This is a genomic window from Novosphingobium sp. LASN5T (assembly GCF_003856955.1).
Classification (GTDB): domain Bacteria; phylum Pseudomonadota; class Alphaproteobacteria; order Sphingomonadales; family Sphingomonadaceae; genus Novosphingobium.
This window is the reverse complement of record NZ_RQSI01000001.1, coordinates 125,400-152,190: the sequence shown is the minus strand read 5'-3', so window position 1 is coordinate 152,190 and position 26,791 is coordinate 125,400. Positions and strand designations below refer to the sequence as shown.

Sequence of the window (26,791 nt, the reverse complement as noted above, 5' to 3'; positions counted from 1 at the left end):
CGACGGCGAGGGGGCAATTGCGTTTTCTGTCGGAACTCTTGCGCATTTTCCAAGTTTACGCGCAAGGGTTCCCGCAATAAGAGAGTCATCGAAACCGGCTTGAACGGGTTCCGGCGACGGAGCTTCGAACACGCCAGATCGCGACGCCACAAAGGGCGCGCCAATACGAAGGAGTCACAAGAATGACCGGCAAGACACTTTCCGCACGTCCGCGCGCCAAGGCCGAAGCGGCACCCGCGGCCGAAACGGCCCCAGCACCTCAGTCCGGCGCGCCTGCAGGCGGGGCCAAGGGCCAGAACCTTCAGGACCTTTTCCTGAACCACCTGCGCAAGAACAAGATCCCCGTCACCATGTTCCTGGTGAAGGGCGTGAAGCTGCAGGGCATCGTGACGTGGTTCGACAATTTCTCCATCCTGCTCCGCCGGGATGGGCAATCGCAGCTTGTCTACAAGCACGCGATTTCCACGATCATGCCGGGTCAGCAGCTTTCCGTGGCGCACTTCCAGGGCGCGAATGACGAAGGTGGCCGCAAGCGGCTGTTGCAGGAAGTGTTCCTGTCGAGCGTGCGCGATGCCGGCGTGCAGGTGACGATGTTCCTCGTCAACGGCGTGATGCTGCAGGGCAAGGTCGCGGCCTATGACCTGTTCTGCATGCTGCTGGAGCGCGAAGGCTACGTCCAGCTTGCCTACAAGCACGCGGTTTCCACCATCCAGCCCGCAGGCCATGTCGACCTGACCGGCGATTGGGACGGCGAAAGCGCCTGACCCGGTGGCTTCGGACGCGTCCTGATGAGTTCGTTCGAGTTCGGGAACCGCTCCGAAGAACAGCGCAATGAAGTGGCCCGCGGCGCCCGCGCGCTTGTCGTCCTGCCGGATATCCGGCAGCGCGGCGGCGGGCTGGGCGACGATACCGAGGCGCGCCTGGAAGAAGGGAAGGGGCTCGCCCTCGCGATCGGGATCGAGGTGGTCGACGCTTTCGTCCTGCCGATCCGCGCGGTGCGTCCCGCCACCCTGTTCGGCGAAGGGCAAGTGGAACGGATGGCGGTTGCCGCCAACCAGTCCGATGCCGAACTCGTCATCGTCGATGGCGCGCTTTCGGCGATCCAGCAGCGCAATCTCGAAGACAAGCTCAAGCGCAAGGTCATCGACCGCACCGGCCTGATCCTGGAGATCTTCGGCGAGCGTGCGGCGACCGCCGAAGGGCGCCTGCAGGTCGAACTCGCCCATCTCGATTACCAGGCGGGGCGGCTCGTGCGCAGCTGGACCCACCTTGAACGCCAGCGCGGCGGCTTCGGCTTCCTGGGTGGTCCGGGCGAAACCCAGATCGAGGCCGACCGGCGGCTGATCCGCAACCGCATGGCGCGCATCCGCCGCGAACTGGAGCAGGTCCGCCGCACGCGCGGGCTCCACCGTGACCGGCGCCAGCGCGCGCCCTGGCCGATCATCGCGCTGGTCGGCTACACTAACGCGGGCAAGTCCACGCTGTTCAACCGCCTGACCGGCGCCGGGGTGATGGCCGAGGATCTGCTGTTCGCCACGCTGGACCCCACGATGCGGGCGATCCGCCTGCCGGGCGTTGAAAAGGCGATCCTTTCCGATACCGTGGGTTTCATTTCCGATCTGCCGACCCAGCTTGTCGCCGCTTTCCGCGCCACGCTGGAGGAAGTGACGGCGGCGGACGTCATCGTCCATGTCCGCGATATCGCCAACCCGGCCACGTCCGCGCAGAAGAAGCAGGTCGAGGAAGTCCTCGCCGATCTCGGCGTGATCGGGGAGGAGGGGGCCACCATTCCGATCATTGAGGCGTGGAACAAGTGGGACCTGCTTCCGGCCGACGAGCGCGCGATGCGGCTGGACCTGATCGCGGCCGACGTGCCAGACCGTCCGGTCGTGCCGATTTCCGCGATGACGGGCGAGGGTGTGGACGACCTGCTTGCGAGCCTGGGCACGATGCTGACCGGCGGCGCGACCGAGCTGGAACTCTCGATCCCGATGGGCGACGGCCAGAAGCTGGCGTGGCTCCATGCGCATGGCGAGGTTCTGTCGGAGCGTGAAGTCGAAAGCGCAAACGGCGAACCGCAGGTGCGCCTGAAAGTGCGGCTGACGCCGCGCGAACTAGGGCGCTTCAACAGCCTCTGACGCCTTGACCGCCTGCCACAGCGCTTCCTGTTCATCCAGCGTCAGATCGGCAAAGCGGCCCCCCGCCATGGCTTCCATCGCCCGGAAGCGCCGCTCGAACTTTGCGTTGGCGGCCCGCAGCGCGTCTTCGGGCGCAATGCCGTGGCTTCTGACCACGTTGACGGCGGCGAACAGCAAATCCCCCGCTTCTTCCAGCCGTTCCGCATCGTTCCGCGCGGCTTCCAGTTCAGCGGCTTCCTCGGCCAGCTTGGCTGCCGGCCCGGCGGTGTCGGGCCAGTCGAAGCCTTGCCGCGCGGCCCGTTTCTGGAGCTTTTCCGCGCGCATCAGCGCGGGCAGGGCAACGGCCACACCGTCCATGGCGCTTTGTTCGCCCTTGGCGGCCCGTTCGCCCGCCTTGAGCGCTTCCCACCGGTCCTCGCGGGACTGGTCCGGATCGCCGTCCCCAGTGCTGGCATCGCCGAAGATATGCGGATGCCGTTGCTCCATCTTGTCCGAAATCGCGTTGGCGACGTCGGCGAAGGCGAACAGGCCGGCTTCCTCTGCCATGCGGCTGTGGAACACCACCTGGAACAGCAGATCGCCCAGTTCCTCGCGCAAGGCCTCCATGTCGCCGCGCGTGATCGTATCGGCCACTTCGTAGGCTTCCTCGATCGTATAGGGGAAGATGGTGGCGAAAGTCTGCGCCCGGTCCCATTCGCACCCCGATTGCGGATCGCGCAACCGCGCCATGATCGCCAGAATGCGCGATATCGCGTCGGCGGGCAGGGGAGTGGATACTGGCGTTGTCACGGGGAATCGTCCTGGCCGGGGAAGGGCAGCTTGTTCCCTATGCCAGCGCAACGGCGATGTCACCGGCGTCGCATTGATCATCGGATCTGGGGCGGAATGGAGCATTCTCGCCCACCGCTCCCTTGATCCGATCCGGCGCATGTGAAACCGTCGGGGAGCACTTCGGGAAAGGACGTTCGACCATGGCGGAACACGATCAGCAGCGGCGTATGGTTCTGGCGGGCATGGCGTCCATCGCCGTGGCACCCCTGTTCGGCGCAACCGCGCAGGCGCAGGTCCTCGGCAGCGGCCTGACCGGCATTCTCGGCAATGCCTCGGACAGCGCGCTCGACAAGCTGGCTCAGCCCGGCGCGTTCTACAACGATAGCGCGGTGCGCATCCTCCTGCCGCTGGTGGGCAATGCCGGCGGATTGGGCGGTGCGCTGGGATCGGTGCTGGGCGCCGGCGACCGGCTGGGGCTGACGGACGGCATCACCCGCAAGCTCAATGATGCGGCGGGCCTTGCCGCCAAGGAAGCCAAGCCGATCTTCCGCGCCGCGATCAGCCGTCTGTCGCTGAACGACGTTCCCGGCATCGTTTCGCAGAACGACGGGGCCAGCCAGTACCTGCGGCGCAGCGCCGGGGCCGAGCTGACCGGCAAGATGCGCCCGCTGATCAACGCCGCGCTCGGCAAGGTCGGCGCGTTCAACCAGCTCGATAGCCTGTCGCGCCGCTCCAGCCTGATTTCGGCCGCCGGCATCACGCGCGACAAGCTTGGCAATTCGGTGACCGATCAGGCGCTGAACGGCATCTTCAAGTACATCGGCAGCGAGGAAGGCCGGCTGCGCGCCAATCCCGCCGGAACCGCCGGTTCCTTGCTCAAGGGCATTCTCGGAAACTGAGGCACCGGGGGAAGCGATCGGCATCCCCCATCACATCGCCTCATTAGGTGTGATAATAAGTATTATGTAAATTGACGTCGAAGCAGAAGGGCGCTCCGATCACCTCAACCGGCTGAACGCGAGCGCCGCTACAGCGATGATGGCAACCCACGCCAAGGCCATCCAGGCTTTCGTTCCCAGCGGCAATCGTGTCAGCCGACGATTGGAAAGCACCAGGACCAGCGCGGCAAGGATTCCGATAATGCTGATCCATTGATCGGTCACGGCGGCGATCCTTCGGCCTTAGAGTTCGATCTCCATCCCGTCGTAACCGGGATCGACATGCGGCGGCGTCTCGTCGCAAAGCGTACGGTAATCCATGCTCTTGTCGAGATGCGTCAGGACGGCGCGCCCGGCGCGGCACGCCTCGACCAGTTCGAGCGCCATGGCCAGATGCGCGTGCGTGGGATGCGGCTGCCGGCGCAAGGCATCGACCACCAGCACGTCCACGCGATCGAACAGCGCGACCATGTCAGCATTTATCTCGCTGAAATCTGTTGCGTAACCTATTGATTTTCCGTCTTGATCGAAGCGAAACGCGGTGGATTGCGCGGGGCCGTGCGGCATCTGGCAATGGCTGATGCCGATGCCGGCAATCATGCGCACGCGGTCGAGATTATCGAGATTGCAAATCGTGTGATAGCCGTGCTGGCCGGCAAAGACATAGCCGAAGCGCTGGCGCAGGCGGCGGACGGTTTCTTCGGCTGCATAGCCCGGCAAAGGCCCGCCACGTCCCATGCGCAGTGGTCGCAGATCATCGATGCCATGCGTGTGATCGGCGTGATCGTGCGTCCACAACACGCCGTCGAGCCGGTCAATTCCGGTGGCCAGCAATTGCTGGCGCAAGTCCGTCGGCGTATCGACCAGCAGGCGCGAACCATCGGCGCCTTCCACCACGATCGCCACGCGCGTCCGGCGGTTGCGCGGCTCCTCCGGATCGCATGCGCCCCAGTCGTTGCCGATGCGCGGAACGCCGGTCGACGTGCCGGACCCCAGGACAGTCAGCTTCACGCGGCGGCTTTCACAGGCTGGCCTTGCGGAACAGCCGGAAGAAGTTTTCCCCGGTCACCTCGGCCAGACGCTCGCTGCTGATGCCGCGCAACCCGGCCACGAACGCGCACGTGTCGGACACGAACGCCGGCTCGCAAGTCTTGCCGCGATGCGGCACAGGAGCCAGAAACGGCGCGTCGGTCTCGACCAGCAGGCGATCTTCAGGCAGTTCCGCCGCAATCGCCTGCAAGTCCTTGGCGTTCTTGAACGTCACGATGCCGGAAAGCGAAATCGTCAGGCCAAGGTCCAGTGCGGTCCGGGCCAGATCGGCCGACGCGGTGAAGCAATGGATCAGCGCGGGGAAGGCCCCCTTCCCCATTTCCTCGGTCAGGATGCGGGCGGTATCCTCCTCGGCATCGCGCGTGTGGATGATCAGCGGCAGCCCGGTTTCGCGCGCCACGCGGATATGCGCCCGGAACAGGTCCTGCTGCACGGCGCGATCCGAATGATCATAGAAGTAGTCCAGCCCGGTTTCGCCGATGCCGATGACCCGGCTGTCGCGCGTCGCCGCGAGCAGCACGCTTTCGCCAAGGTCCGCATGAGCATCGGCTTCGTGGGGGTGAATGCCCACCGTGGCCCAGACATCCGGTTCGCGATGCGCGGTGGCGATGATGTCGGCCCATTCGCGCTCGCGCGTGGCGATGTTGAGAAAGCCCTGCACGCCGGTTTCGCGCGCGCGCGCCAGCACCGCGTCCTGCTGCTCGACCAGGCCCTTGTAATTCAGATGGCAGTGGGAATCGATCAGCATCAGGCGTCCGTTTCCGCGCCTTCGGCATCGGCGGGCAGTTCGAGGCGCGGGAACGCGCCGACCGGCTGCGCCAGGCGCTCCCCGGTGGCGACGCGCGCCATGTACCAGTCCGCATCGGTGAGATTGGCGATGTTGCGTTCGGCCGGCGGAATGCCCAGCTGGTCCAGCACCTTGTTCGCCGCATCGGGAACCACGGGAAGGATCGCGATGGTCAGATCGCGGATGGCCATGAACAGCGTCAGCAGCACCGCGCGCATCCGCTCCGGATCGGTCTTGCGCAAGGTCCACGGAGCCTGCTCGTCGATGTACTGGTTGCAGGCGAACACCGCGCGCATCCAGGCGTCGATCCCGGTCGAGAAGTTCAGATCGGCAAACGCGGCGGGCAGTTCGTCACGGCAGGCGAGCGCCACGATGGCCAGCAAGGCATCGTCCGTCTCGGTACTCGAAAACGCGCCAAGTTCGCCATCCAGGTTCTTGAAGATCATGGACAGAACGCGCTGAACCAGGTTGCCATAGCTGTTCGCCAGCTCGGCGTTGCAGCGGGTGACGATGGCCTCGGGCGAATAGCTGCCGTCCTGCCCGAACGCGACTTCGCGCAGGAAGAAATAGCGCAGCGGATCGACTCCGAACCGTGCGGCCAGCGCCAACGGATCGGTAACGTTGCCGAGCGACTTCGATTCCTTCTGCCCCCGGTTGAGCAGGAAGCCATGGCCGAACACCTGGCGGGGCAGCGGCAGGCCCGCGCTCATCAGGAAGGCTGGCCAGTAGATCGTGTGGAAGCGGACAATGTCCTTGCCGATCAGGTGCAGGTTCGCCGGCCAATAGGCCTTGAACTCCGCCGTCTCTTCCGGCCAGCCCAGGCCGGTCAGGTAGTTGGTCAGCGCGTCCACCCACACGTACATGACGTGGTTTTCGCTGCCGGGCACCTTGACGCCCCAGTCAAAGCTGGTGCGTGAGACCGACAGATCGCGCAGCCCCTGGCTGACGAAGGCGATCATCTCGTTGCGGCGGCTTTCGGGCCGGATGAAATCGGGATTGTCGCGATAGTGCGCCAGCAATTTCTCGCCATAGGCGGACAAGCGGAAGAACCAGCTCTCCTCCACCGTCCATTCGACCGGCGTTCCCTGCGGCGAGAGCTTCTCGCCCCCTTCCCCCGCCACGAGTTCGCTCTCGTCGTAATAGGCTTCGTCGCGGATCGAGTACCAGCCCTCGTAGCGGCTGAGATAAAGATCGCCGTTGGCCTCCATGCGCCGCCACAGTTCCTGCGTGGCAAGGTGATGACCAGGTTCGGTGGTGCGCTGGAAGCGATCATAATCGACGTTCAAGGCATCGCACATGTCAATGAAATATTGTGACATTTCATCGCTAAGCTGCTTTGGCGTCACACCCAGTTCGCGCGCCTTCTGCGCCATCTTCAGGCCGTGCTCGTCCGTTCCGGTCTGCAGGCGCGCATCGCGGCCCATCGACTTGTGGAAGCGGGTGATGACGTCGGCGGCAATCGCTTCATAGGCGTGGCCGATGTGCGGCTTGCCGTTGGGATAGCTGATGGCAGTGGTAACGTAATAAGGTTCGCCCATCGGGCCGGTCGCTTTCACTCTGGAGACATGCGCTTAATGCGCCCCTTCCCTAGTGCGCGCGACCGATGCCAGCAACCCGCCGATTTCCATCATCAGCAAGGCCGGATCGAAGTTGTAGGTGGGCGCCTGCACGGCGAGGCGGACGAGCGCGGCATGGGCGTCGGCGATGCGCAGCCTGGAAGCGTCGTCCACATTGCCTATATGCTCCACCAGCACCATGCGCGCGCATTCGATCGCGGCGAGCTGGCGCTCCCGGTCGGGCCGCTGCCCGATCGCTCCGCTCAAGGCCCCGCGCAGGGCGAAATCGGCATCGCCCTGCGCCACGAGCTTGCGGAACAGGCCGTGCACCTTGCCCAGATCCTGCTCGGCGAAAGCGATGGCCGCGCCCGGCGATCCCCCGGCGACCGCGATCGCTGCCGCACGCGTCGCGCTGTCCAGCCCCGGCGTCGCCGTATCGACCGCCCGCGCGAGTTGATCCCGGTCGAGCGGGTGGAACCGCATGACAAGGCAGCGCGAACGGATCGTCGGCAGCAGCCGGCCCAGCCCATGCACCACCAGCAGGAAGAAAGTGCCTTGCGGCGGTTCCTCAAGACTTTTCAGCAGGGCATTGACCGCGCTCTTTTCCAGCTGGTCCGCGGCGTCGATGATGACCGCCCGGCGCGCGCCCAGCGTGGGGCGGGTTACCAGGCGCCGCTGCATCTCGCGCACCTGGTCGACGGAAATGTTCCGCTTGGTGAGATAGGGCTTGCCGTCCGCCTTCTTCTTCGCCTCGTCATCGTTGGCCGGCAATGGCGACAGCGTGAAAATATCGGGGTGGGAATCCGGCGGCGGCTGGGGAATGCCCCTCTCCGCGACCAGTTCCGCCGCTGCCATCCGCGCGAAGCTGGCTTTGCCCAGCCCTTCGCGGCCAGCAAGCAGCCAGGCGTGGTGCATCCGATGCCCGGCCATGGCAGCGCGCCAGGTACGCCAGGGCTCCTCGTGGCCGATCATCGGCGCGTTTGCCGGCACGATCATGGCGAGGGCATCCGGTCGAGCGCGGCAACGATGCGATCGTGCACCGCCTCGGGCGATCCGGCGGCGTCGATCCGCGTAAAACGGGTCGGCTCTTCCTCGGCAAACCGCCGGAACGCGCCGGCCACGCGCGCGTGATAGGGGGCCGCGCGCCCGCCGATGCGATCGGCGCCGTTCGTATCACGCAACGCCAGCCTTCTGTCCGCCTCGTCCGCCGGTAGTTCCAGCAGGAGCGTCAGATCGGGTAGCAATCCCTCGCTGCCGATCCGGTGCAGGGTGCGGATGTCATCATCCGAAAGCCCGCCACCGCCGCCCTGGTAGGCGCGGCTGCTGTCGAGGAACCGGTCGCAGATTACCCAGCCCCCACGCGCCAGCGTCGGACGGATCAGCCGTTCGACATGATCGGCCCGCGCGGCGGCGAACAGCAGGGCTTCGGCCCGAGCGCCCCAGCCCTCGCCCTCGGTGGACAGCAACAGCGCGCGGATCGCTTCGGCGCCGGCGGTACCGCCCGGCTCGCGCGTGACGATCACTTCCACCCCGCGCCGGCGCAGCGCCTCGGCCAGCAGACGGGCCTGCGTGGACTTGCCAGCCCCTTCGCCGCCCTCGAATGCGATGAAGCGCCCTGTCATCGGAGTTATCGGCGTCATCGCCCGACCAGCGAAAGCAGGCCATCGCGCATTCGCGCCACCGGTCCGCCGGCGTCCACGGCATCCGCCGCGATCAGCGGCAGGCGTTCATCGGGCAGCCCGGGAACCTTGGCGATCAACGTGGCCACTTCCTGCCCCCTCGCGATGGGGGCGCGCAATGGCCCCTTGTAACGGATCGAGAGCGTATAGCCCGCGCGCTCGCCGGCCGGCATCGAAATCGCCAGCGCCCGGGGCGCGATCAGCCGCACCGCCCGGCTTGTCCCGCCGCGCACGCGCGCTTCGCCCACCAGCGCGCCGGGGCCATACAGTGGCCGATCCCGCCAGGCGGCGAAACCCCATTCCATGAAATCGCGCGACTGCTTCGCGCGCAGGGCCGGCTTGTCATAGCCCCCGACGACCATGATGATGCGCCGGCCGTTGCGGATGGCCGACCCCACGAAACCGTAGCCAGCCTCGTTGGTGAAGCCGGTCTTCACCCCGTCCGCGCCGGCGGTGTAGCCGTAAAGCGGGTTGTGGTTTTCCTGCTCGATGCCGTCCCAGTCCATTTTCGCGTGGCCATAGAAGCGGCGGTAGAGTTGGGGGTGACGCAGGATCAGCGCCTGGCTCAGCGTGGCGAGGTCGGCGGCAGAGACATAAGTCTGCCCCCCGTCGGGCCAACCGTTGGGGGTGTTGTAGTGCGTATCGCGCATGCCCAGCTTGCGCGCTTCGGCATTCATCATCGCGGTGAAGGCCGGCACGCTGCCGGCCACGCCTTCCGCGAGCACCACGCAGGCATCGTTGGCGGAGACGGTGACGATGCCGCGCAGCAGATCCGCGACGGTCACTTCGGCGCCGTCGGCCAGGAACATCGTGCTGCCCACGCCGCGCCACTGTTTGAACGTGTCATGGCGGACCGGCAGCTTGCGATCGAGCGAAAGCTTGCCCTGCGCGACGAGTTCGAAGGCGACATAGCTCGTCATGATTTTGGTCAGCGAGGCCGGAATGAACCGCCGATGGGCATCGCGCTCGAACAGCACGCGCCCGGAACTGACATCGACCATGTAAGCCGTTGGCGCATCGAGTTGCGGCATGGCGATCACCGGCGGCGCCTGTACCGTGGCGGCCGAAGGCGCCGCGCCAACGGCCAGCGCCGTCAGCGTCATCAGCGGTAAAAGATACGGGCGTTCAGGCAATCGGCATCCCCGGAGGCTTGCGGATTCCCTGCCCCTTTCAGGGCGCGCGCAGAATCCGCGCATCCGCATAGCCGGAGCGACGCGCTTTCGCCAAGGCCGCATCTGCTTCCGCCTGTGTGGCGAAGGGGCCGCTGCGCACGCGCCACAGCGATCCCGCGGCCGTCACGCCGCCACCGGCCGCCCGGGCGACCGTTTCGGCCCGTTGCCGCGTGGAAAATGCGCCGACCTGCACGAAGAGGCCGGCGGGCTGGCGCGCGGCGGCGGGTGCCGGCTTGGGCGCGGGTTTCGGAGCCGGCTTGGGTAACGGCGTCGCTGTCGGAGCCGGCCTGGGCGCAGGCGTCGCGCGTGGCGTTGGTGTGGCCACGGGATGCGGTGCGGGTTTCGCTGCCGAGGCCGGCTTCGGCGCGGGCGTTGCGGCCGAGACTGGCACCGGCACGGGCGGAGAGGGGCGCAACACCGGCTTCGGTGCCGGGGAAACCGCCGGCCTTGGCGCCATGGCGGGCGGAGACACGGGGTGCGGCGTGGCCACCGGCGCGGGTGTCCCGGCGGGCGCCAGCGTCACCCCGGTCGCCGTGCCCAGCTTACGGCGCAGCGCGGTGAGCAGGCCCGGCGGCGTATCCATGCGCGCCGGGGCCTGTTCGCCCTGCCGTAGCAAGGCGCGTTCCGGCTCGATCGGATTCACGCGGCGGACGCGCACCGGCGCCTGCGATCCCGGCGCCAACCCCAGTTGCGCCCACGCGGCGGGCGAGAGGTCCAACAGCATTTTGCCCGACATCGGCCCGCGCCGTTCAAGCCGGACGAGGATGGTCTTGCCCGAATCGAGCGCCGTCACTTCCACGTAGCTGGGCAGAGGCAGCGTGCGGTGCGCGCCGCTGATGCCTTCGCCTCCGTCCTCGCCGGCATAGCCGACCGCATCGTAGTTCATCGTGTCGGCAGGCGTATAGGTCACGCCATCGACCATGAACGGCGCGCCCAGCACCATCGGGTAATCGCCTGCCGGCCCGGCCCGATCTTCCACGGGCTGGGTTTTCGCCAGCGCCATCTCGCCCATGACCGGGGCTGAAAAGGCAAGAGCGGTCACCGCGATTATCGCGGTGGCGGAGGCGAAACGGCTAACGGCTGATCTCATCTGCAAGAAGTCCTACGGACAGAGCGTAAAAGTTCGAGCAGTTGTAATCGAGGATAACTCGATAATTTCCGGTTAGCAGATAGGCGGTTCGTCCCCGCCCGTCCGGTTCCAGCAGCGAGGCCAGCACATCGTCGCCCGGCCAGACGCCCGATTTCGGCGCCAGCCCCAGCGCGCGCCATTCGCGCATGGTCTTCCAGCGGCTGTGCCGCGCGAACACCTGGGGGCAGCGCGGGCTGGCCAGCGCCGTGCCCAGCGCGGCGCGGTCAAGCCCGTCCGGCACGCTGACGGCAAGGCCCCACGGCTCGCCCGGACGCCATCCGGCATCGCGGAAATAATTGCCGATCGAGGCCAGTGTATCGGCCCGGCTGCTCCAGATGTCGGCCAGCCCATCGCCATCGGCATCCTGCGCCACGCGCAGATAGACGCTGGGCAGGAACTGCGGATTGCCGAATGCCCCGGCCCAGCTTCCGACCAGCTTGGAGCGCGGCACGCCCCGGTCCATCATCTTCAGCAGCGCGATGAATTCCTCGGTGAACAGATCGCGCCGCCGCCCTTCGTAAGCCAGCGTCGCCAGCGAGCGGGCCAGATCGAAATCGCCGGTATAGCCGCCATAGTGGCTCTCGTGCCCCCAGATGGCGAGGATGATCGGCAGCGGCACGCCATAGCGCCGTTCGAGCGCGCCGGCCTGCCCGGCCACCGCCTCGTACTGCCGCCGGCCACCGCCGATCCGCGCCGCGTCGACATGCTTGCGGCGATAGGGTTCGAACGCCGGAATCGACGAGGACGGGCCGCCGCCGGGCTGGCTCCGGTCGAACGCGATCACGCGCGGATTGAACGTCAGCCCCGGCAGCACGCTGTTGATCGTCGATTCGCGCACCCCTTCGGCGCGCGCCTTGGCGGCGAGAAGCTGGAGATAGCCCTGGAAGCCCGCTTCCTCGCTGCTGTTCTGGGCGCTGGCGGGCGCCCCCAGCGCAAGGGCGGCAACGGCGGCCACGGTCACGCGCCACGATGATCGGATACTGGCAAGAAGCGTCATCCGGCCGACACTCGCACAGGGGGCTGCGATTGGGAATCCCCCGCGGCGCAAATCCTCTTCACGACGGAGCGGTTCGCCGCTATCGCCCCTCCACGCCGCGCGCCCACGGGTCGCGCCGGTGCGGACAGGTGGCCGAGTGGTTTAAGGCAGCGGTCTTGAAAACCGCCGTGGGTGCAAGCTCACCGTGGGTTCGAATCCCACCCTGTCCGCCAATCGCTGATGATTTTGTTGATATGTTTTCCAAAAGTCGACTTTCTTCTCATAGTCACTCCACGATAGTTCGGGCGCTAGGCCCAATATCCATCGGCCAAAGCAATTCAAATCCAAGTCGGTGGTTGTTGCGCAAGAAAGCACTGAATACGCTGCACCCTTTGCAGGGGGATTCGTGTGCGGCAACGTCTCGTAATTGCGGCAGCTTGTGCCATTATGCTCGCATCATGCGGGAGGAGCGAAACTGCTTCTCCCCCGGCCGCTGCGGCGACTGATGACAAAATACCCACTTCGGCCCTCCCAGCCCCTGCGCCTATGCATAACTTTGTGGAGGAGGAGCGAGGCACATATTACTACGTCGCTGCTGTTTCCGAAGAAGATCAGAAAAAGGGCAAAGCGACTGGTGATGTTGTGGGCTATCGCTATCTTGGGAAGAACGACAAAGGCCAACACGTGCTCGTCTCGGTTGCCGATAACGGTCGGGTCATAACGAAGGCATATTGTTCTGAACCGTGCGCGATTATCAGATACGGGGATGGTCAGCGGATCGCCTACAATCCAGGTTCGATTATCGGCGCTGCGTTTCAGGATGCGATAAACGGTTCGCTAAAGGCTACACTAGGAAAAAGCGCTTCCGACCAAGCCATTTACCCTAGGACCGTCGACTCAATTCCAAAGTTATTTCAAGGTGCATGGGATGAGCTAACGCAAGATAGATGCGAAGGGCGGGAGGCTCGATTTGTTCTCGACGCAACGAAGTTCTACAACTTTGAAGTGGAATGGGACGTGACGAAAGTTGATCTATTTTCCGCCAGCGAGATGGACCTGTACACGACGACGAAGGGCGAAAACGGCGGCCAAGTGAATGAAGTTTGGCAATTCAAGCTAGTCGATGGAGGTAAGTCATTGACGAGCAGGAAGCCGGGCGGGACATTCTTTCGCCGCTGCCCCACAGCCTAACTGCCCTCATATTCTGGCAGTCAAGGCATCCCTCACCCCGCCACCGGCACCTCTTCTGGCGGCAGCGGCGCCCTGCCCCGGATCACGTCGGCGATCTTTTCCGCGATCATGATCGTGGGGGCGTTGGTGTTGCCGCCGATCAGGGTGGGCATGACCGAGGCATCGACCACGCGCAGGCCTTCGAGGCCGATGACCTTCAGGTCCTTGTCCACCACGGCGAGCGGATCGGCGGGCAGGCCCATGCGGCAGGTGCCCACGGGGTGGTAGATCGTCTCGCCCTTGGCGCGGATGAAGGCGTCGATTTCCTCGTCGGTCTGCACCTGCTCGCCCGGCGCGAACTCCGCTCCCCGGAACGCCTCGAGCGCGGGCTGGGCGACCACCGCGCGGGCCATGCGGACGCCTTCGCGCACCGCGCGGCGGTCTTCCTCGGTCGAGAGGAAGTTGGCGAGGATGGCCGGGTCGTCATAGGGATCGGCCGAGGATAGCGAGACGGTGCCCCGGCTTTCCGGCCGCAACTGGCAGACGTGCATGGTAAAGCCATCCTGCTTCACCGCGACCTTGGCATGGTCCTGCATGATCGCGAGCACGAAGTGGAACTGCAGGTCCGGCCGGTCGAGGTCCGGGCGGGATTTGAGGAAGGCGCCCGCCTCCAGCCCGTTCTGCCGCCCCGGCCCCTTGCCGGTGAGCAGGTATTGCAGCCCGACCTTGAGCTGCTTCAGGCCCTTCGTATCGTTGTAGAGTGTGATCGGCTGCTTGCACGTCCAGTTGAGCGTGACGTCAAGGTGATCCTGCAGGTTGCCGCCCACGCCCTTGCGCGCATGGACAGTGCGGATGCCGTGGCGGGCCAGCGCCTCGGGATCGCCGATGCCCGAAAGGTTGAGGATCTGCGGCGACTGGAACGCCCCGGCGCAGAGCAGCACCTCGCGCGCGGCGTGCGCGGTCTGCACCGGCTTGCCCTTGCCCAGGCTGTATTCCACCCCCGTCGCCCGGCCGTTCTCGATGACGATGCGGTGGGTACGGGCACCGGTCACCACCGTCAGGTTGGGGCGCTGGCCGACGATCGGCTGAAGATAGCCGCGCGCCGCGCTCCAGCGCTGGCCATCGCGGATCGTCAGTTGATAGCGGCCGAAACCTTCCTGATCGAAGCCGTTGAAATCGGGAGTGATCTTGTGCCCCGCCTCACCGCCGGCGCGGATCACGCCGGCATAGAGCGGATGATCGGAGCGTTCGCCCCAGCTGACCGAAAGCGGCCCGCCTTCGCCGTGATACGTCGATGCGCCGTCCTGAAAGTTCTCCGCGCGTTTGAAGTAGGGCAGCGTTTCGGCATAGGACCAGCCATCAAGGCCAAGCTGCCGCCAGTGATCGTAATCGCGCGCGTGGCCGCGAATATAGACCATGCCGTTGATTGCGGACGAGCCGCCCAGCCCCTTGCCGCGCGGATGCCACAGGCGCCGGCCGTCCATGAACGGTTCCGGTTCGCTCCAGAAGCCCCAGTTGAACTTGCTCTTCTGCTTGATCAGCGTGCCCACCCCGGCCGGCATCCGCACCAGCACCGAGGTGTTGCGCCCGCCCGCTTCGAGCACCAGCACCCGGACGCCGGGATTTTCGCTGAGCCGCGCGGCCAGCACAGATCCCGCGCTGCCCGCGCCGATAATGATGTAATCGTATTCGCCCGAAGCCATGGCACGCCCATCCCGATACCGTTCTTATTGACATGCTTGTCATCAAGAACGCGCCTGAGCGCAAGGGCATTTAGGCGATCGGTTAAATTGCCGCGTGGCATTGCAGGAGGATCGCCTCAATTCTACCCGCTTAGTCATTGCGAGCGCAAGCGAAGCAATCCAGAGTCCCGCGTGCCGCTCTGGCCTGCATTCCACTCTGGATTGCCGCGGGGCTTCGCCCCTCGCAATGACGAAGCAAGGCGATGTCATCCGGCTCCACACAACACTCTACAGGGCCAGACCCGCCGCCTTGCCGCTGGCCCAGGCCCACTGGAAATTGTATCCGCCCAGCCATCCGGTGACGTCAACCGCCTCCCCGATCGCATAGAGGCCGGGCACCGTGCGCGCCTCCATCGTCCGGGAGGAAAGGCCCGCCGTATCGATCCCACCGGCGGTGACTTCGGCCTTGGCGAAGCCTTCGGTGCCGTTGGGGTGGAAGCGCCAGTCGGCAAGCCGGGCTTCGGCCGCGCGCAAGGCCTTGTCGGTCATGCCGCCAAGCTCGCCACCGCCGCCTAGCCGTTCGCACAGGGCAGTGGCAAGCCGCTCGGGCAGCGCTTCGGCCAGCACCTTGCGCAGCGCCACGCGGGGACGGTCACGCTTCGCCGCCAGCAGCCATTCGCGCGGACGGTCGGGCAGGAAATCGACGCCCACCGCTTCGCCATGGCGCCAGTAGGACGAGATCTGGAGAATGGCGGGACCGGACAGGCCCCGGTGCGTGAACAGCGCGGCCTCGCGGAACGCCGTTTTGCCGGCGCGCGCGGTCACGTCGGCCGAAACGCCCGACAGATCGCGGAACAGGGCCTCGTCCCCACCCAGCGTCAGCGGCACGAGCGCAGGGCGGGGTTGCACCACTTTCAGCCCGAAGCGCCGCGCCAGATCATAGGCGAAGCCGGTCGCGCCCATCCTGGGGATCGACGGCCCACCGGTGGCCAGCACCAGCGACGGCGCGGAAAAGGTGCGGCCACCCGCCTCCACGCGGAACAGGCCATCGGCGTGGCTGACCTCGCCCACCGCCATGGCGCACAGCACCTCGACCTGCCCTGCCGCGCATTCGTCGAGCAACAGGGACACGATCTGCCGCGCCGAACCATCGCAGAACAGTTGCCCCAGCGTCTTTTCGTGCCAGGCGATGCCATAGCGGTCGACCAGCGCGATGAAGTCGGACGGGGTGTAGCGGCTCAGCGCCGATCGCGCGAAGTGGGCATTCTGCGAAAGATAGCGGTCATGCGCGGTGTGGATATTGGTGAAGTTGCACCGCCCGCCCCCGGAAATCAGGATCTTCCGGCCAGGCTCGTCCGCGTGATCGAGCAAGGCCACGCGGCGGCCGTTCTGCCCGGCGGTGGCCGCGCACATCAGCCCCGCCGCGCCGGCGCCCAGCACGATCGCATCATGAGTCGCGGTCATGCCGGAACGCCGGAGTGGTCAGGATCAGATATGCAGCGCGCGCCCGTAGGCGGCGAGCACGCTTTCGTGCATCGATTCCGAGATCGTCGGATGCGGGAACACGGTGTTGATCAGTTCGGCTTCGGTCGTTTCCAGCGTCTTGCCGACGACGTAGCCCTGGATCATCTCGGTCACTTCCGCGCCGATCATGTGCGCGCCCAGCAGTTCGCCGGTCTTGGCGTCGAACACCGTCTTCACGAAGCCTTCCGGCTCGCCCAACGCGATCGCCTTGCCGTTGCCGATGAACGGGAACGTGCCGACCTTGAGCGTGTAGCCCGCTTCCTTCGCCTTCGCCTCGGTCAGGCCGACGCTGGCGATCTGCGGGTGGCAATAGGTGCAGCCCGGAATGTTGCCGCGATCCATGGCGTGCGGATGCACATCCTTGTTGCCCAGTTCCTGCGCGATGGCTTCCGCCGCGATCACGCCTTCATGGCTGGCCTTGTGCGCCAGCCACGGGCCGGGGGTGACATCGCCGATCGCCCACACGCCCTTCACGTTGGTGCGGCCATGGCCATCGATCTGGATGATCCCGCGTTCGGCTTTCACGCCCAGCGTTTCGAGGCCGATGTTCTCGGTATTGGGCACGATGCCCACCGCGACGATGACGTGGCTGAACTGGCTTTCGACCACCTTGCCGTCCTTGCCCTTGATCTTCGCCTTCACGCCACTGCCGCTCACGTCGAGGCTTTCGACGCCCGCCCCGGTCAGGATCGACATGCCCTGCTTGACCAGCGCCTTTTCGAGGAAGGCGGAAACGTCGGCGTCTTCCACCGGCACAACCCGGTCCATCATCTCGACGACCGTCACTTCCGTGCCCATATCGTTGTAGAAGCTGGCGAATTCGATGCCGATCGCGCCCGATCCGATGACCAGCAGCTTGCTCGGCTGTTCCTTCGGCGTCATCGCGTGGCGATAGGTCCACACGCGGTTGCCATCGGCCTTGGCGAACGGCAGGTCGCGCGCCCGCGCACCGGTGGCGACGATGATATGCTTCGCGCTCAGCGTCTCCACGCCCTTGTCACCGGTCACTTCCAGCGTGCCGGGCGCCTTCAGCACGCCGGTGCCCATGTGGACGGTGATCTTGTTCTTCTTCATCAGGTGCGTGACGCCCTGGTTCAGCTGCTTGGCCACCCCGCGCGACCGCGCGACCACCGCTTCGATGTCGGCGCGGATGTTGTCCGCAGCCAGGCCATAGGCCTTGGCGTGCTTCATGTGGTTGTACACTTCGGCCGAGCGAAGCAGCGCCTTGGTGGGGATGCAACCCCAGTTCAGACATATGCCACCGAGCAGTTCGCGCTCGACAATCGCGGTCTTGAGGCCGAGTTGCGCGGCGCGGATCGCCGCGACATAGCCGCCGGGGCCGGATCCGAGGACGATCAGGTCATACTGTTCAGCCATGTTCACTCCACTGTATCGATGGCGCGCGGCCGGCCATCATCGGCCAGCAACACGAATTTGAATTGCCCGCGCGCGACCTCGGTCACGCCTTCGCCATTGCGTTCGCGCCCTTCCCCCCGCGCGATGATCGTCAGCGAGGTGCGCCCCCGCGCAACGATTTCGGCATGGACGGTCAGTTCGTCGCCCACCGCCATCACGCCCGGAAAGGTAAAGTCGGTAGCGGCGACCACCACGGCCTTGCCCTTGCCCCGTCGCGAGGCGAGCGAGCCGGCGCCCAGCGCCAGCTGGCTCATCAGCCAGCCTCCGAACACCCCGCCATAGGGATTGAGGTCGGTTGGCATCGCGGTCACGCGGATAACCAGTTCCTCAGCCATGCGCGTTCTCTCCCACGGGAATCGGCGGCACCGCGCGCGGCTGCCGGCTCTCGTCGATGGCCACGAAGATGAACCGCGCCTGCGTCACGCGCTGCCGCTCGTTCCCTGTGCGCGGCCGCCGCCAGGCTTCCACGTCGATCACCATCGACGTGCGGCCCACCGAGGCGAGATCGGCATAGACCGTCACTTCATCCCCGATGTGAACGGGGTGGTGGAACTTCATGCCTTCCACCGCGATCGTCGCCGCGCGCCCCATCGAATGCCGGGTGGCGACGATGCCCGCCGCCATGTCCATCTGCGCCATCAGCCACCCGCCGAAGATGTCCCCGGCCGGATTGGCGTCCGCCGGCATCGCCGTGATGCGGATCGCCGGCTCCGAACCGGGCAGCGGCGGGTTGTCGACGTCCGACACGGCGGGGTCAGGCGACCAGGCCGAGCGGGTTTTCGATCAGCGCCTTGAACGCCTGCATCAGTTCCGCGCCATCCGCGCCATCGATTGCGCGGTGGTCGAAGCTGCCGGTGGCGCTCATCACCGTGGCGATCGACAGCGCGCCATCGACCACATAGGGCCGCTGCTCGCCCGCGCCGACCGCCATGATCATGCCCTGCGGCGGGTTGATCACCGCATCGAACTGCTTGATGCCGAACATGCCGAGGTTGGACAGCGAAGCGGTGCCGCCCTGATACTCATGCGGCTGCAGCTTGCCTTCGCGCGCCTTGTTCGCCAGTTCCTTCATCTCGGTGGCGATCGTGGAGATCGACTTGGTGCCGGCATCGACGATGATCGGCGTGATCAGGCCCGAAGGCGCGGCCACGGCCACCGAGATGTCAGCACGGCTGAAGCTGCGCAGTTCGTCGCCAGCGAAGCTGACGTTGCACTTGGGCACTTGCAGCAGCGCCTTGGCCAGCGCCTTGATGATGAGGTCGTTGACCGAGAGCTTCACGCCCTGCGCTTCCAGCGCCTTGTTGAGCTGGCCGCGCAGCTTGAGCAGCGCGTCGAGCTGGATGTCGACGGTCAGGTAGATGTGCGGGATGGTCTGCTTGGCTTCGGTCAGGCGGCGCGCAATCGTCTTGCGGACGTTGTTGAGCTTCTGCGCTTCGTAAGGGATGCCGAAGTCCGGAACGCTGGCGGCAGCGACGGGAGCCGGCGCGGGTGTTGGAGCTGCCGCCGGCGTGGGCGCCGGGGCGGAAGCGGAAACAGGCGCCTCTCCGGGCTGCGCGTCCGCGACGTCGGCCTTGACGATCCGGCCATTGGGGCCGGTGCCCTTCACGCCGGCCAGATCGATGCCCTTGTCGGCGGCGATGCGCTTGGCGAGCGGGCTGGCCACGACGCGATCTCCCTTGGGCGCGGGCGCGGCGGCAGCCACGGGAGCGGGAGCTGGCGAAGGCGCGGGTGTCGTGGCAGGGGTCGGCGTGGTGGCGGGCGCGGGCGCCGGGGCGGCCTTGGGCGCGGGCGCGCTGGCGTCTTCGTCCTCACCCGCGAGCGTGGCGATCACCGTGCCGACCTTCACGCCTTCGCTGCCTTCGGCAACGTCGATGGAAACGATCACGCCTTCATCGACCGCCTCGAACTCCATCGTGGCCTTGTCGGTCTCGATTTCGGCCATGATGTCGCCGGACGAAACCGTGTCGCCCACCTTCACCAGCCACTTGGAAAGCGTGCCTTCTTCCATCGTCGGCGAAAGCGCGGGCATCTTGATGGCTATGGGCATGGCGCAGTTTCCATCCTTGGTTATTGATTTGAACAAAAAGCAACCAAATGGGTTATTTCAGGCTGCCTCACCTCTTGTCGCCATTTCAACGGCCTTGCCTTGCGGGTCAAGTGGCTTGAGGCTTGCCCTGCATACGAATTTGCCGGTAGAGAGGTCCGGGAAGGAAAAGGCCATGCTTCAGCAGCGTGTCTACCTGGTCATTATGGACGAAACGGACGAGGCGCGGCAAGCGCTGCGTTTCGCCGCCCGACGCGCCGTTCGCACCGATGGCACCGTTCACATCCTCGCACTCGTTCCGAAGCAGGAATTCGTTGCTTTCGCGGGCGTGCAGGCAACCATCGAGGAAGAGGCCAAGGATCGCGCTGAAGTGCTGGTGACCACAGCGGCCGGCAGCGTCGCCAGCGAATCCGGGCTGACACCAATCATCTCGGTACGCCAGGGCAACGGCCCGGACGTCGTGCGCGATTACCTGCGCGAACACCCCGAAGTTTCGGCGCTGGTGCTGGGCGCCGCGGCCGACGGCGCGCCCGGCCCGATGATTACCCATTTCAGTACCCACGCCGGGCAACTGCCCTGCCCGCTGATGATCGTGCCCGGCGGCATGGACGACGAGGCGATCGACGCGCTGAGCTAGGAGCGGACTGTCCGGACATGCTCGAAGCCCGTTGCCCAAAATCAAAATCCCGTCACCCCGGCGAAGGAATCCCATCATCCCGGCGAAGGCCGGGATCTCATGCCGGATGCCCGAGGCCAGAGATGCCAGCCTACGCTGGCATGACGGCGGAGGAGGGAGAGGCTGGAAGAAGTCTCGACGGTTGTCGCCCAGTTGCGGAAGTTTAGCGATGATAATGGCCTGCGATGGGTTGCCGCTTTCACTCCAAAGCGTTAAGTTAAAGCAATGAAAGTTGCGAAGATTTTTTTAGGATTATGCGCTCTTGCTGTCGCTTGGACATGCATACTTTCCTACGTCGAGAGAACGAGAACAATCGAAGGCATCTGGAGTGTCGCTTTCGAATGCTCCGAATTTTTCGAGAATGCTCAACCAGAGGATGTTGAGGACCAAAGTTGCCATGACGGCTCATGGATCGACTACCTCTACGATAAGGGACGTGGAGAAAACTACGATCGCATAATGCAGCACAGCTTTAACCCTCATACAGGTAAAGTGCGAATTTGGCCGCCCGCTCCGTATAAGATCCGCTTCATAGGTAGTAAAAAGGTAGCTTTATTTGGGATCGGCTACTTGATACCCGTCGGATTCGGTCACATGTCTGGCTGGGGAAGCGAGTACCGCGTTGAAAGGTTGCTTTCGATCAAGCCTTTGCCCCTTCGCGGGAATGACAGTGCGCCGCCGCCATGGCTCACAGCGAAGTGAGTGATCCCAGGATCATCCGCGAACGGCGATGATCGCCCTACTTGCGCTTGCCCTGATGGCGGATATTCGACGGCCGCCCGCGCTTTCCGGTCATGAACTTGCCCTTGGGCTTAGGCTTGCCCGGAAGCTTGCCGCCCCGACGCTCGATGCGGCTGACGCCCTCAGCCACGTCGACCGGCTCGAACTTCAGCGCGCCCGTCAGCGGGTTGGCCTCGGCCAGCCGCAGCTTGAGGATCATGCCCATCGCAAACTGTTCGCCGCTGCTTTCGCCTTCCAGCACTTGCGCCTTTTCGTCATAGGCGAAGCGTTCGGCGCCCAGCACGGAAACGGGCACCAGCCCGTCGCCGCCCAGCCCGATGATCGTGGCGAACAGGCCGAACTTCTGGACGCCGGTGATGCGCGTATCGAACACTTCGCCCACGCGGCCGGCCAGCCATGCCGCCACATAGCGGTCGATCGTTTCGCGCTCGGCTTCCATCGCCCGCCGCTCGCTGGCGCTGATCGCTTCGCTTACCCGCGCCAGATCGTTGCGGTCGCGGTCGGCAAGGCCGCTCGTCGGCGGCAGGTCATGGTCCTGCGGGCGCGGCTGCTCCAGATCATAGGCATCGACCAGCGCGCGGTGGACCAGCAGGTCCGAATAGCGGCGGATGGGGGAGGTGAAATGGGCGTAGCTGCCCAGCGACAGGCCAAAGTGGCCGGCGTTGCGCGGGCCATAGTAGGCCTGCGTCTGGCTGCGCAGCACCGCTTCCATGACCAGCGCCTTTTCCGCCTCGTCGGTCACATCCTTCAGCATCCGGTTGAACAGCGACGGGGTAATCACCTGCCCCAGCGCCAGCTTGCGATCGAACGTGGCGAGGTAGTCCTTCAGCGCGAGCAGCTTCTCGCGCGTGGGCGGTTCGTGGATGCGATAGACCACCGGCGCGACTTTCGCCTCCAGCGCCTTGGCCGCGGCGACATTGGCAGTGACCATGAAATCCTCGACCACGCGATGCGCATCAAGCCGTTCGCGCAGCGCCACTTCGGCAATTCGCCCCTGTTCGTCGAGCAACACGCGCCGTTCGGGCAGATCGAGTTCCAGCGGATCGCGATCCTTCCGCGCCTTTTCCAGCAGGCGCCACGCGGCCCACAGGTTCACGAGGTGCGCCTCGGCTTCGTCGGCATCGATCCGGCGCTGCGCTTCCTCGTAGGCGATAACTTCCGCGATCCGCACGAGTGCGCGGGTGAAGCGCCATGACGTCACGCGGCCCTGCGCGTCGATCGTCATGCGGCATGCCATCGCCGCGCGGTCCGCGCCGGCCTTGAGCGAGCAGACATCGGCGCTCAGCACTTCGGGCAACATCGGCACGACGCGGTCGGGAAAATAGACCGAGTTGCCCCGCTTGCGCGCGTCCCGGTCCACCGAGCCACCCGGGCGGACGTAGAAGCTGACGTCGGCAATGGCGACCAGCGCGCGAAAGCCGCCCTCGCCATCCGGCTCCGCCCAGATGGCGTCGTCATGATCGCGCGCGTCGACGGGGTCGATGGCGACGATCGGCAGGTGGCGCAGATCCTCGCGATGCTCCTCGCTCAGCGGCAGGGCTGCCGCGAGCTTCGCTTCCTCGATGGCCTTTTCGCTGAACGAGAACGGGATGCCGTGCTTGTGGATGGCGATCAGGCTGAACGCGCGCGGGGCGAGCGGATCGCCCAGCACCGTCGTCACTTTCAGGCCAGAGCGGGGCGAACGTCCGGCGGGTTCCGCCAGCACCAGGTGGCCGGCTTCCGCCTGGCCCAGATCGCTGATCGGCACCGCGTTGCGCACGCGCTTGTCCACCGGGGCAAGCCATCCCTTGCCCGCGCCGTCGATCTCGACCACGCCCAGCATCTGGTCGGTCTGGGCGGGCAGCTTCTTCATCGGATGGGCGATCCAGCCCTTGCCGGCTTCCTCGGTCCGCGCCAGCACCCGGTCGCCCACGCGCAGCGCCTGCTGCCGCTGCTTGCCGCGCTGCTCCACCAGCCGCACGCGCGGCGGCGGCGCGCCGTCATCGGGATGCCAGCTATCGGGAATGGCGACCGCCTCGCCATCATCGATGTCCACCACGCGCAGCACCGTCACCCGCGGAACGCCGCCCATGCGGTGAAACGCGGTGCGGTTGCCGTCTATCAGGCCTTCCTCGGCCATGTCCTTGAGCAGCGCCTTGAGCGCGATCTTCTCCTGCCCCTTCAGTCCGAACGCGCGCGCGATCTCGCGTTTGCCGGCGGGCTCGTCGGACCGGGCGATGAAATCGAGAACCTGCTGGCGCGTGGGCATGCCCTGCGGCGAACGGGAACCATGGGAAGACGTCGAATGAACCATCGCCGGCATGTGGGCGCTTCACCGCGCCTTGGCAATGCGCAATCGCGAAGGCCGGCGCGGACCGGTCAGTGCGCCGAAGGCTCGAAGCCTCCACCCGGCAGGGCGGAAGCAATCGGGCTTTCGCTGCCGTCCGCCGCTTTCGCGCTGACCCCGAAGAACCAGTCGTCGCCGCGCACGCCATCGAACCGCACGCTGGTGCCGGTCACGCCTTCGCGGACTTTCTCCTGCCATGCCGGCGCGTCCGTGCGCCGCCGCCAGACCGTATAGCTGGCCGCGCCGTCCACTGGCTTCCACGCGATGTCGGTCCAGGTCGATACCGCCGCCTTGACCGTCGCCACGGGCGGCATCGGCGCGGCGGCCAGCGCCGCCAGCCCGCGCACGTTGAGGCGGACGACCTTGGCCAGATAGGGAAAGTCCATCTCGTCGATGGTATCGCCGAACTTCACCCCGTTCTCGGTGCGCAGATCCTGGTGCTGGTGCTCGTAATCCTCGACCGCCACGGTGAAGCGCACCGCAGGATAGCCCTTGTCCGAAAACGGCAGCTGATCACCGCCACGCCCCATGCGATCGGCGCGCCAGATCTGGCGGACTTCCAGCCCCGTGGCGTCGCTGGTGGCCAGCCCCGCCAGCCAGCGTGAAAGGTTGCGCGAAGGGCTGTCGTTCTCGCCCCCAAAGCGCCGCTGCGCCGCGCGGAGCGCGTCGGTGCCATCGGCGCGCGGCCCTTCGGAAAGGATGCGGACATGCGTATCGTCCTTCCACCCGTCGGACCCGCGCGATCCGCCGACGATGTCGTTGTTGAACACGGCCTTGATCGTCCAGCCATGCTCTGCCGCGTAATCGGCCAGCAGCTTGCCGCCCAGCAGCCCCTGTTCCTCGCCCGAAAGCGCGGCATAGACGATCGTCGAGGGGAATTTCTGCCGTGACAGCACGCGCGCGGCTTCCAGCACCAGCGCGGTGCCCGATCCATCGTCGTTGGCGCCGGGCGCATCGATCGTGGCGTTGAGCACGTCCGACGCGCGGCTGTCGATGTGCCCCTGCACGATCACCACCTCGTTCGGACGCTCAGTGCCGCGCTGGATCGCGACCACGTCGACCAGGCGCGTCGGTGTCGGCACGCGCTCACCCTGCACCATGCGTTCGGGCAGCACGATCTCGAGGCAATTGCCGCAGGCCTTGGACGTCTTGCGGATTTCGGCTTCCGCCCACGCCCGCGCCGCGCCGATTCCGCGTTTCGGATCGGTCTGGGTGGACAGGGTATGGCGCGTGCCGAAGGCCACCAGCTTCGCCACGTCCGCTTCAAGGCGTGCTTGCGAAATGGCGTCTTCGGGCGCCGCGATGGGGGGGGCGGAACAGGTGAGGGCGAGCAGGGCGATAATGGAAAGGCGCTTCATGCCGGGCAGGGTAACCGTTCGCCCCGGCTCCTCGCAAGCACCGGCAGGAAAAAGGGCGGAGAACCCGAAGGTTGCCCGCCCTCTTGGATCAGTACGCCCGCGCGATGAGGATGCGCTCGACCGCCGGTTCGCCCGTGAACGGGCACGGCCCTTCCGGCGGCGCGGCATCCATCGGCGTGTTGCGGATGGTGAGCTTCAGCCCCTTCAGCGTTTCCACGACCTTGTCGAGCGCCGCGCCGGTGGGGCGGGACCAACCCATTTCCACCCAGCCGGGGAACTTGCGGTCTTCGGCGAAATAGGCGGCAAGCCCGTCCAGATCGGTCACGTCGCGCACCACCTGCGCATCGCGCTTCGCCTGCGCTTCAGCGTACAGGCCTTGCTGGATGGCTTCCAACTCGGCCACTGCCGTCGCGACGAAATCGTCCTTTGCCTGCGCCACGAAGTTGGGCTTGCCATCCTCGCGCCACAACCGGTCACGGCGCAGTGCGCTGACCTGTCCGCCTTCGGCATCGCGGCCGCCGATTTCAAGCACCAGCGGCACGCCCTTCTTGACCCAGGCCCAGCGCTTGGCGGTGGCCTTGCCGGGGCGTTTGTCGAGCAGCACGCGCACGCGCTCGCCGAACGCCGATTGCCGCGCCAGCGCCGCGCGCAGGCCTTCGCAATAGGCGAGCAGCGCCTCGTCGCCTTCGTTGTCGCGCAGCATCGGCAGGATGACGATCTGCTGCGGCGCCACCTGCGGCGGCACGCGCAAGCCGTCATCGTCACCATGGGTCATGATCACGCCGCCGATCATGCGGGTGGAAACGCCCCAGCTGGTGGTGTGGCACAGCGTCTGCTGGCCTTCCTTGTCCTGATAGCGGATGCCCGCCGCTTCGGCGAAGCCGGTGCCGAGGTAATGCGAGGTGCCGGCCTGCAGCGCCTTGCCATCCTGCATCATCGCCTCGATCGAATAGGTCGCGACCGCGCCGGGGAAGCGTTCGTTCTCGGGCTTGGCGCCGGCGATGACCGGCATCGCCAGCACGTCCTCGGCGAACGAGCGGTACATTTCGAGCGCGCGCAGCGTTTCCTGCATCGCGTCGGCCTCGTCCGCGTGCGCGGTATGCCCTTCCTGCCACAGGAATTCGCTGGTGCGCAGGAACATGCGCGTGCGCATTTCCCAGCGCACGACATTGGCCCACTGGTTGGTCAGCAAAGGCAGGTCGCGCCACGATTGCACCCAGCGCGCCATCGCCGCGCCGATCACCGTTTCCGACGTGGGGCGCACCACCAGCGGCTCTTCCAGCTTTGCCTCGGGGTCGGGCACCAGCCCGCCCTTGCCGTCCGCGATCAGGCGGTGGTGCGTGACCACGGCCATCTCTTTGGCGAAGCCTTCGACGTGGTCGGCTTCCTTGGCGAAGTAGGACAGCGGAATGAACAGCGGGAAGTAGCAGTTCTCGACGCCCGCTTCCTTGATCCGTTCATCCATGATCTTCTGGATGCGTTCCCAGATGCCATAGCCCCACGGCTTGATCACCATGCAGCCGCGCACCCCCGATTCCTCGGCAAGCTCGGCCTCGGCGATCACCGCCTGGTACCACTGGGCAAAGTCTTCGTCGCGCGTAACGTTCAGCGCGTGCTTGATCTTAGGCTGGTTCATGCCGCGCGGGTTAAGCGGCAAT

Annotated in this window: 24 protein-coding genes and 1 tRNA gene; 6 read left to right on the top strand and 19 right to left on the bottom strand. The window is 66.0% G+C overall.

Annotated elements, in window-relative coordinates; all coding sequences use genetic code 11:
- Nucleotides 1-182: 182 nt before the first annotated feature.
- Nucleotides 183-764: an RNA chaperone Hfq gene (gene hfq / locus EH199_RS00740; RefSeq protein ID WP_124807367.1), complete on the top strand. Its 582-nt coding sequence runs from the start codon at nucleotides 183-185 to the stop codon at nucleotides 762-764.
- Nucleotides 765-788: 24 nt separating this feature from the next.
- Complete coding sequence (hflX, locus tag EH199_RS00735; protein WP_124807366.1) at nucleotides 789-2,138, top strand: GTPase HflX; 1,350 nt, start codon at nucleotides 789-791, stop codon at nucleotides 2,136-2,138.
- Here the strand turns inward: hflX and mazG are convergent.
- Nucleotides 2,115-2,927 (bottom strand): nucleoside triphosphate pyrophosphohydrolase, encoded by an 813-nt coding sequence (gene mazG, locus EH199_RS00730; RefSeq protein WP_223806395.1) that lies wholly within the window; start codon nucleotides 2,925-2,927, stop codon nucleotides 2,115-2,117. The two genes, hflX and mazG, sit on opposite strands and share 24 nt — an antisense overlap.
- A gap of 182 nt (nucleotides 2,928-3,109) precedes the next feature.
- On the opposite strand from mazG, the gene EH199_RS00725 reads away from it, so the two are divergent.
- Complete coding sequence (locus tag EH199_RS00725) at nucleotides 3,110-3,808, top strand: DUF4197 domain-containing protein (RefSeq protein WP_223806394.1); 699 nt, start codon at nucleotides 3,110-3,112, stop codon at nucleotides 3,806-3,808.
- Nucleotides 3,809-3,907: 99 nt separating this feature from the next.
- Here EH199_RS00725 and EH199_RS24300 read toward each other — a convergent pair whose 3' ends face one another.
- From EH199_RS24300 to EH199_RS00685, 9 genes are read right to left on the bottom strand one after another with little or no spacing between them, the layout of a single operon-like run.
- Entirely contained in the window at nucleotides 3,908-4,072 is a 165-nt protein-coding gene (locus EH199_RS24300; protein ID WP_158453984.1) for a hypothetical protein, read from the bottom strand.
- Nucleotides 4,073-4,090: 18 nt separating this feature from the next.
- Nucleotides 4,091-4,858, bottom strand: a complete 768-nt coding sequence (locus tag EH199_RS00720; protein WP_124807365.1) for an MBL fold metallo-hydrolase — start codon at nucleotides 4,856-4,858, stop codon at nucleotides 4,091-4,093.
- Nucleotides 4,859-4,868: 10 nt separating this feature from the next.
- On the bottom strand, nucleotides 4,869-5,645 hold the full coding sequence (locus EH199_RS00715) for a TatD family hydrolase (RefSeq protein ID WP_124807364.1): 777 nt from the start codon (nucleotides 5,643-5,645) through the stop codon (nucleotides 4,869-4,871).
- Nucleotides 5,645-7,222 carry a methionine--tRNA ligase gene (gene metG, locus EH199_RS00710; RefSeq protein WP_124807363.1) on the bottom strand — a complete coding sequence of 526 codons (1,578 nt, stop codon included), beginning with the start codon at nucleotides 7,220-7,222 and terminating at the stop codon, nucleotides 5,645-5,647. Before metG ends, EH199_RS00715 begins: the two co-directional genes overlap by 1 nt.
- A gap of 33 nt (nucleotides 7,223-7,255) precedes the next feature.
- Nucleotides 7,256-8,236, bottom strand: a complete 981-nt coding sequence (locus tag EH199_RS00705; protein ID WP_223806393.1) for a DNA polymerase III subunit delta' — start codon at nucleotides 8,234-8,236, stop codon at nucleotides 7,256-7,258.
- Nucleotides 8,233-8,862 carry a dTMP kinase gene (tmk, locus tag EH199_RS00700; RefSeq protein WP_124807362.1) on the bottom strand — a complete coding sequence of 210 codons (630 nt, stop codon included), beginning with the start codon at nucleotides 8,860-8,862 and terminating at the stop codon, nucleotides 8,233-8,235. The genes EH199_RS00705 and tmk overlap by 4 nt, the downstream gene beginning before the upstream one ends.
- 14 nt (nucleotides 8,863-8,876) lie before the next feature.
- The gene (locus EH199_RS00695; protein WP_223806392.1) at nucleotides 8,877-10,052 is read right to left on the bottom strand and encodes a D-alanyl-D-alanine carboxypeptidase family protein; all 1,176 of its coding nucleotides are present in this window, start codon (nucleotides 10,050-10,052) and stop codon (nucleotides 8,877-8,879) included.
- A gap of 37 nt (nucleotides 10,053-10,089) precedes the next feature.
- Nucleotides 10,090-11,181, bottom strand: a complete 1,092-nt coding sequence (locus EH199_RS00690) for an SPOR domain-containing protein (protein ID WP_223806391.1) — start codon at nucleotides 11,179-11,181, stop codon at nucleotides 10,090-10,092.
- Nucleotides 11,165-12,217 carry a lytic transglycosylase domain-containing protein gene (locus tag EH199_RS00685; RefSeq protein ID WP_124807361.1) on the bottom strand — a complete coding sequence of 351 codons (1,053 nt, stop codon included), beginning with the start codon at nucleotides 12,215-12,217 and terminating at the stop codon, nucleotides 11,165-11,167. The genes EH199_RS00690 and EH199_RS00685 overlap by 17 nt, the downstream gene beginning before the upstream one ends.
- Nucleotides 12,218-12,339: 122 nt before the next feature.
- Here EH199_RS00685 and EH199_RS00680 point away from each other — a divergent pair.
- Nucleotides 12,340-12,429: transfer RNA gene (locus tag EH199_RS00680), tRNA-Ser, on the top strand.
- A 313-nt stretch (nucleotides 12,430-12,742) separates the two neighbouring features.
- Nucleotides 12,743-13,387 carry a hypothetical protein gene (locus tag EH199_RS00675; RefSeq protein ID WP_124807360.1) on the top strand — a complete coding sequence of 215 codons (645 nt, stop codon included), beginning with the start codon at nucleotides 12,743-12,745 and terminating at the stop codon, nucleotides 13,385-13,387.
- Nucleotides 13,388-13,419: 32 nt separating this feature from the next.
- Here the strand turns inward: EH199_RS00675 and EH199_RS00670 are convergent, their stop codons facing one another.
- The 6 genes from EH199_RS00670 to EH199_RS00645 all read right to left on the bottom strand — a co-directional run bounded on the left by EH199_RS00670 (nucleotide 13,420) and on the right by EH199_RS00645 (nucleotide 20,035).
- Nucleotides 13,420-15,069, bottom strand: coding sequence for a choline dehydrogenase (locus EH199_RS00670; protein WP_124807359.1), 1,650 nt, complete (start codon nucleotides 15,067-15,069; stop codon nucleotides 13,420-13,422).
- A 267-nt stretch (nucleotides 15,070-15,336) separates the two neighbouring features.
- Nucleotides 15,337-16,512 (bottom strand): NAD(P)/FAD-dependent oxidoreductase, encoded by a 1,176-nt coding sequence (locus tag EH199_RS00665; RefSeq protein WP_124807358.1) that lies wholly within the window; start codon nucleotides 16,510-16,512, stop codon nucleotides 15,337-15,339.
- Nucleotides 16,513-16,536: 24 nt separating this feature from the next.
- Nucleotides 16,537-17,949: a dihydrolipoyl dehydrogenase gene (gene lpdA / locus EH199_RS00660; RefSeq protein ID WP_124807357.1), complete on the bottom strand. Its 1,413-nt coding sequence runs from the start codon at nucleotides 17,947-17,949 to the stop codon at nucleotides 16,537-16,539.
- A 2-nt stretch (nucleotides 17,950-17,951) separates the two neighbouring features.
- Complete coding sequence (locus EH199_RS00655; protein WP_124807356.1) at nucleotides 17,952-18,323, bottom strand: acyl-CoA thioesterase; 372 nt, start codon at nucleotides 18,321-18,323, stop codon at nucleotides 17,952-17,954.
- Nucleotides 18,316-18,675: an acyl-CoA thioesterase gene (locus EH199_RS00650; RefSeq protein WP_124807651.1), complete on the bottom strand. Its 360-nt coding sequence runs from the start codon at nucleotides 18,673-18,675 to the stop codon at nucleotides 18,316-18,318. Before EH199_RS00650 ends, EH199_RS00655 begins: the two co-directional genes overlap by 8 nt.
- Before the next feature lie 67 nt (nucleotides 18,676-18,742).
- Nucleotides 18,743-20,035 (bottom strand): pyruvate dehydrogenase complex dihydrolipoamide acetyltransferase, encoded by a 1,293-nt coding sequence (locus tag EH199_RS00645; RefSeq protein ID WP_124807355.1) that lies wholly within the window; start codon nucleotides 20,033-20,035, stop codon nucleotides 18,743-18,745.
- 172 nt (nucleotides 20,036-20,207) lie between these two features.
- On the opposite strand from EH199_RS00645, the gene EH199_RS00640 reads away from it, so the two are divergent.
- Nucleotides 20,208-20,669: a universal stress protein gene (locus EH199_RS00640; RefSeq protein WP_124807354.1), complete on the top strand. Its 462-nt coding sequence runs from the start codon at nucleotides 20,208-20,210 to the stop codon at nucleotides 20,667-20,669.
- Nucleotides 20,670-21,447: 778 nt separating this feature from the next.
- Here EH199_RS00640 and EH199_RS00635 read toward each other — a convergent pair.
- The 3 genes from EH199_RS00635 to proS all read right to left on the bottom strand — a co-directional run bounded on the left by EH199_RS00635 (nucleotide 21,448) and on the right by proS (nucleotide 26,769).
- On the bottom strand, nucleotides 21,448-23,751 hold the full coding sequence (locus EH199_RS00635; RefSeq protein ID WP_124807353.1) for a ribonuclease R family protein: 2,304 nt from the start codon (nucleotides 23,749-23,751) through the stop codon (nucleotides 21,448-21,450).
- A 56-nt stretch (nucleotides 23,752-23,807) separates the two neighbouring features.
- Nucleotides 23,808-25,133 (bottom strand): M20/M25/M40 family metallo-hydrolase, encoded by a 1,326-nt coding sequence (locus EH199_RS00630; RefSeq protein WP_124807352.1) that lies wholly within the window; start codon nucleotides 25,131-25,133, stop codon nucleotides 23,808-23,810.
- A gap of 88 nt (nucleotides 25,134-25,221) precedes the next feature.
- Nucleotides 25,222-26,769, bottom strand: coding sequence for a proline--tRNA ligase (gene proS / locus EH199_RS00625; RefSeq protein ID WP_124807351.1), 1,548 nt, complete (start codon nucleotides 26,767-26,769; stop codon nucleotides 25,222-25,224).
- Nucleotides 26,770-26,791 lie beyond the last annotated feature (22 nt).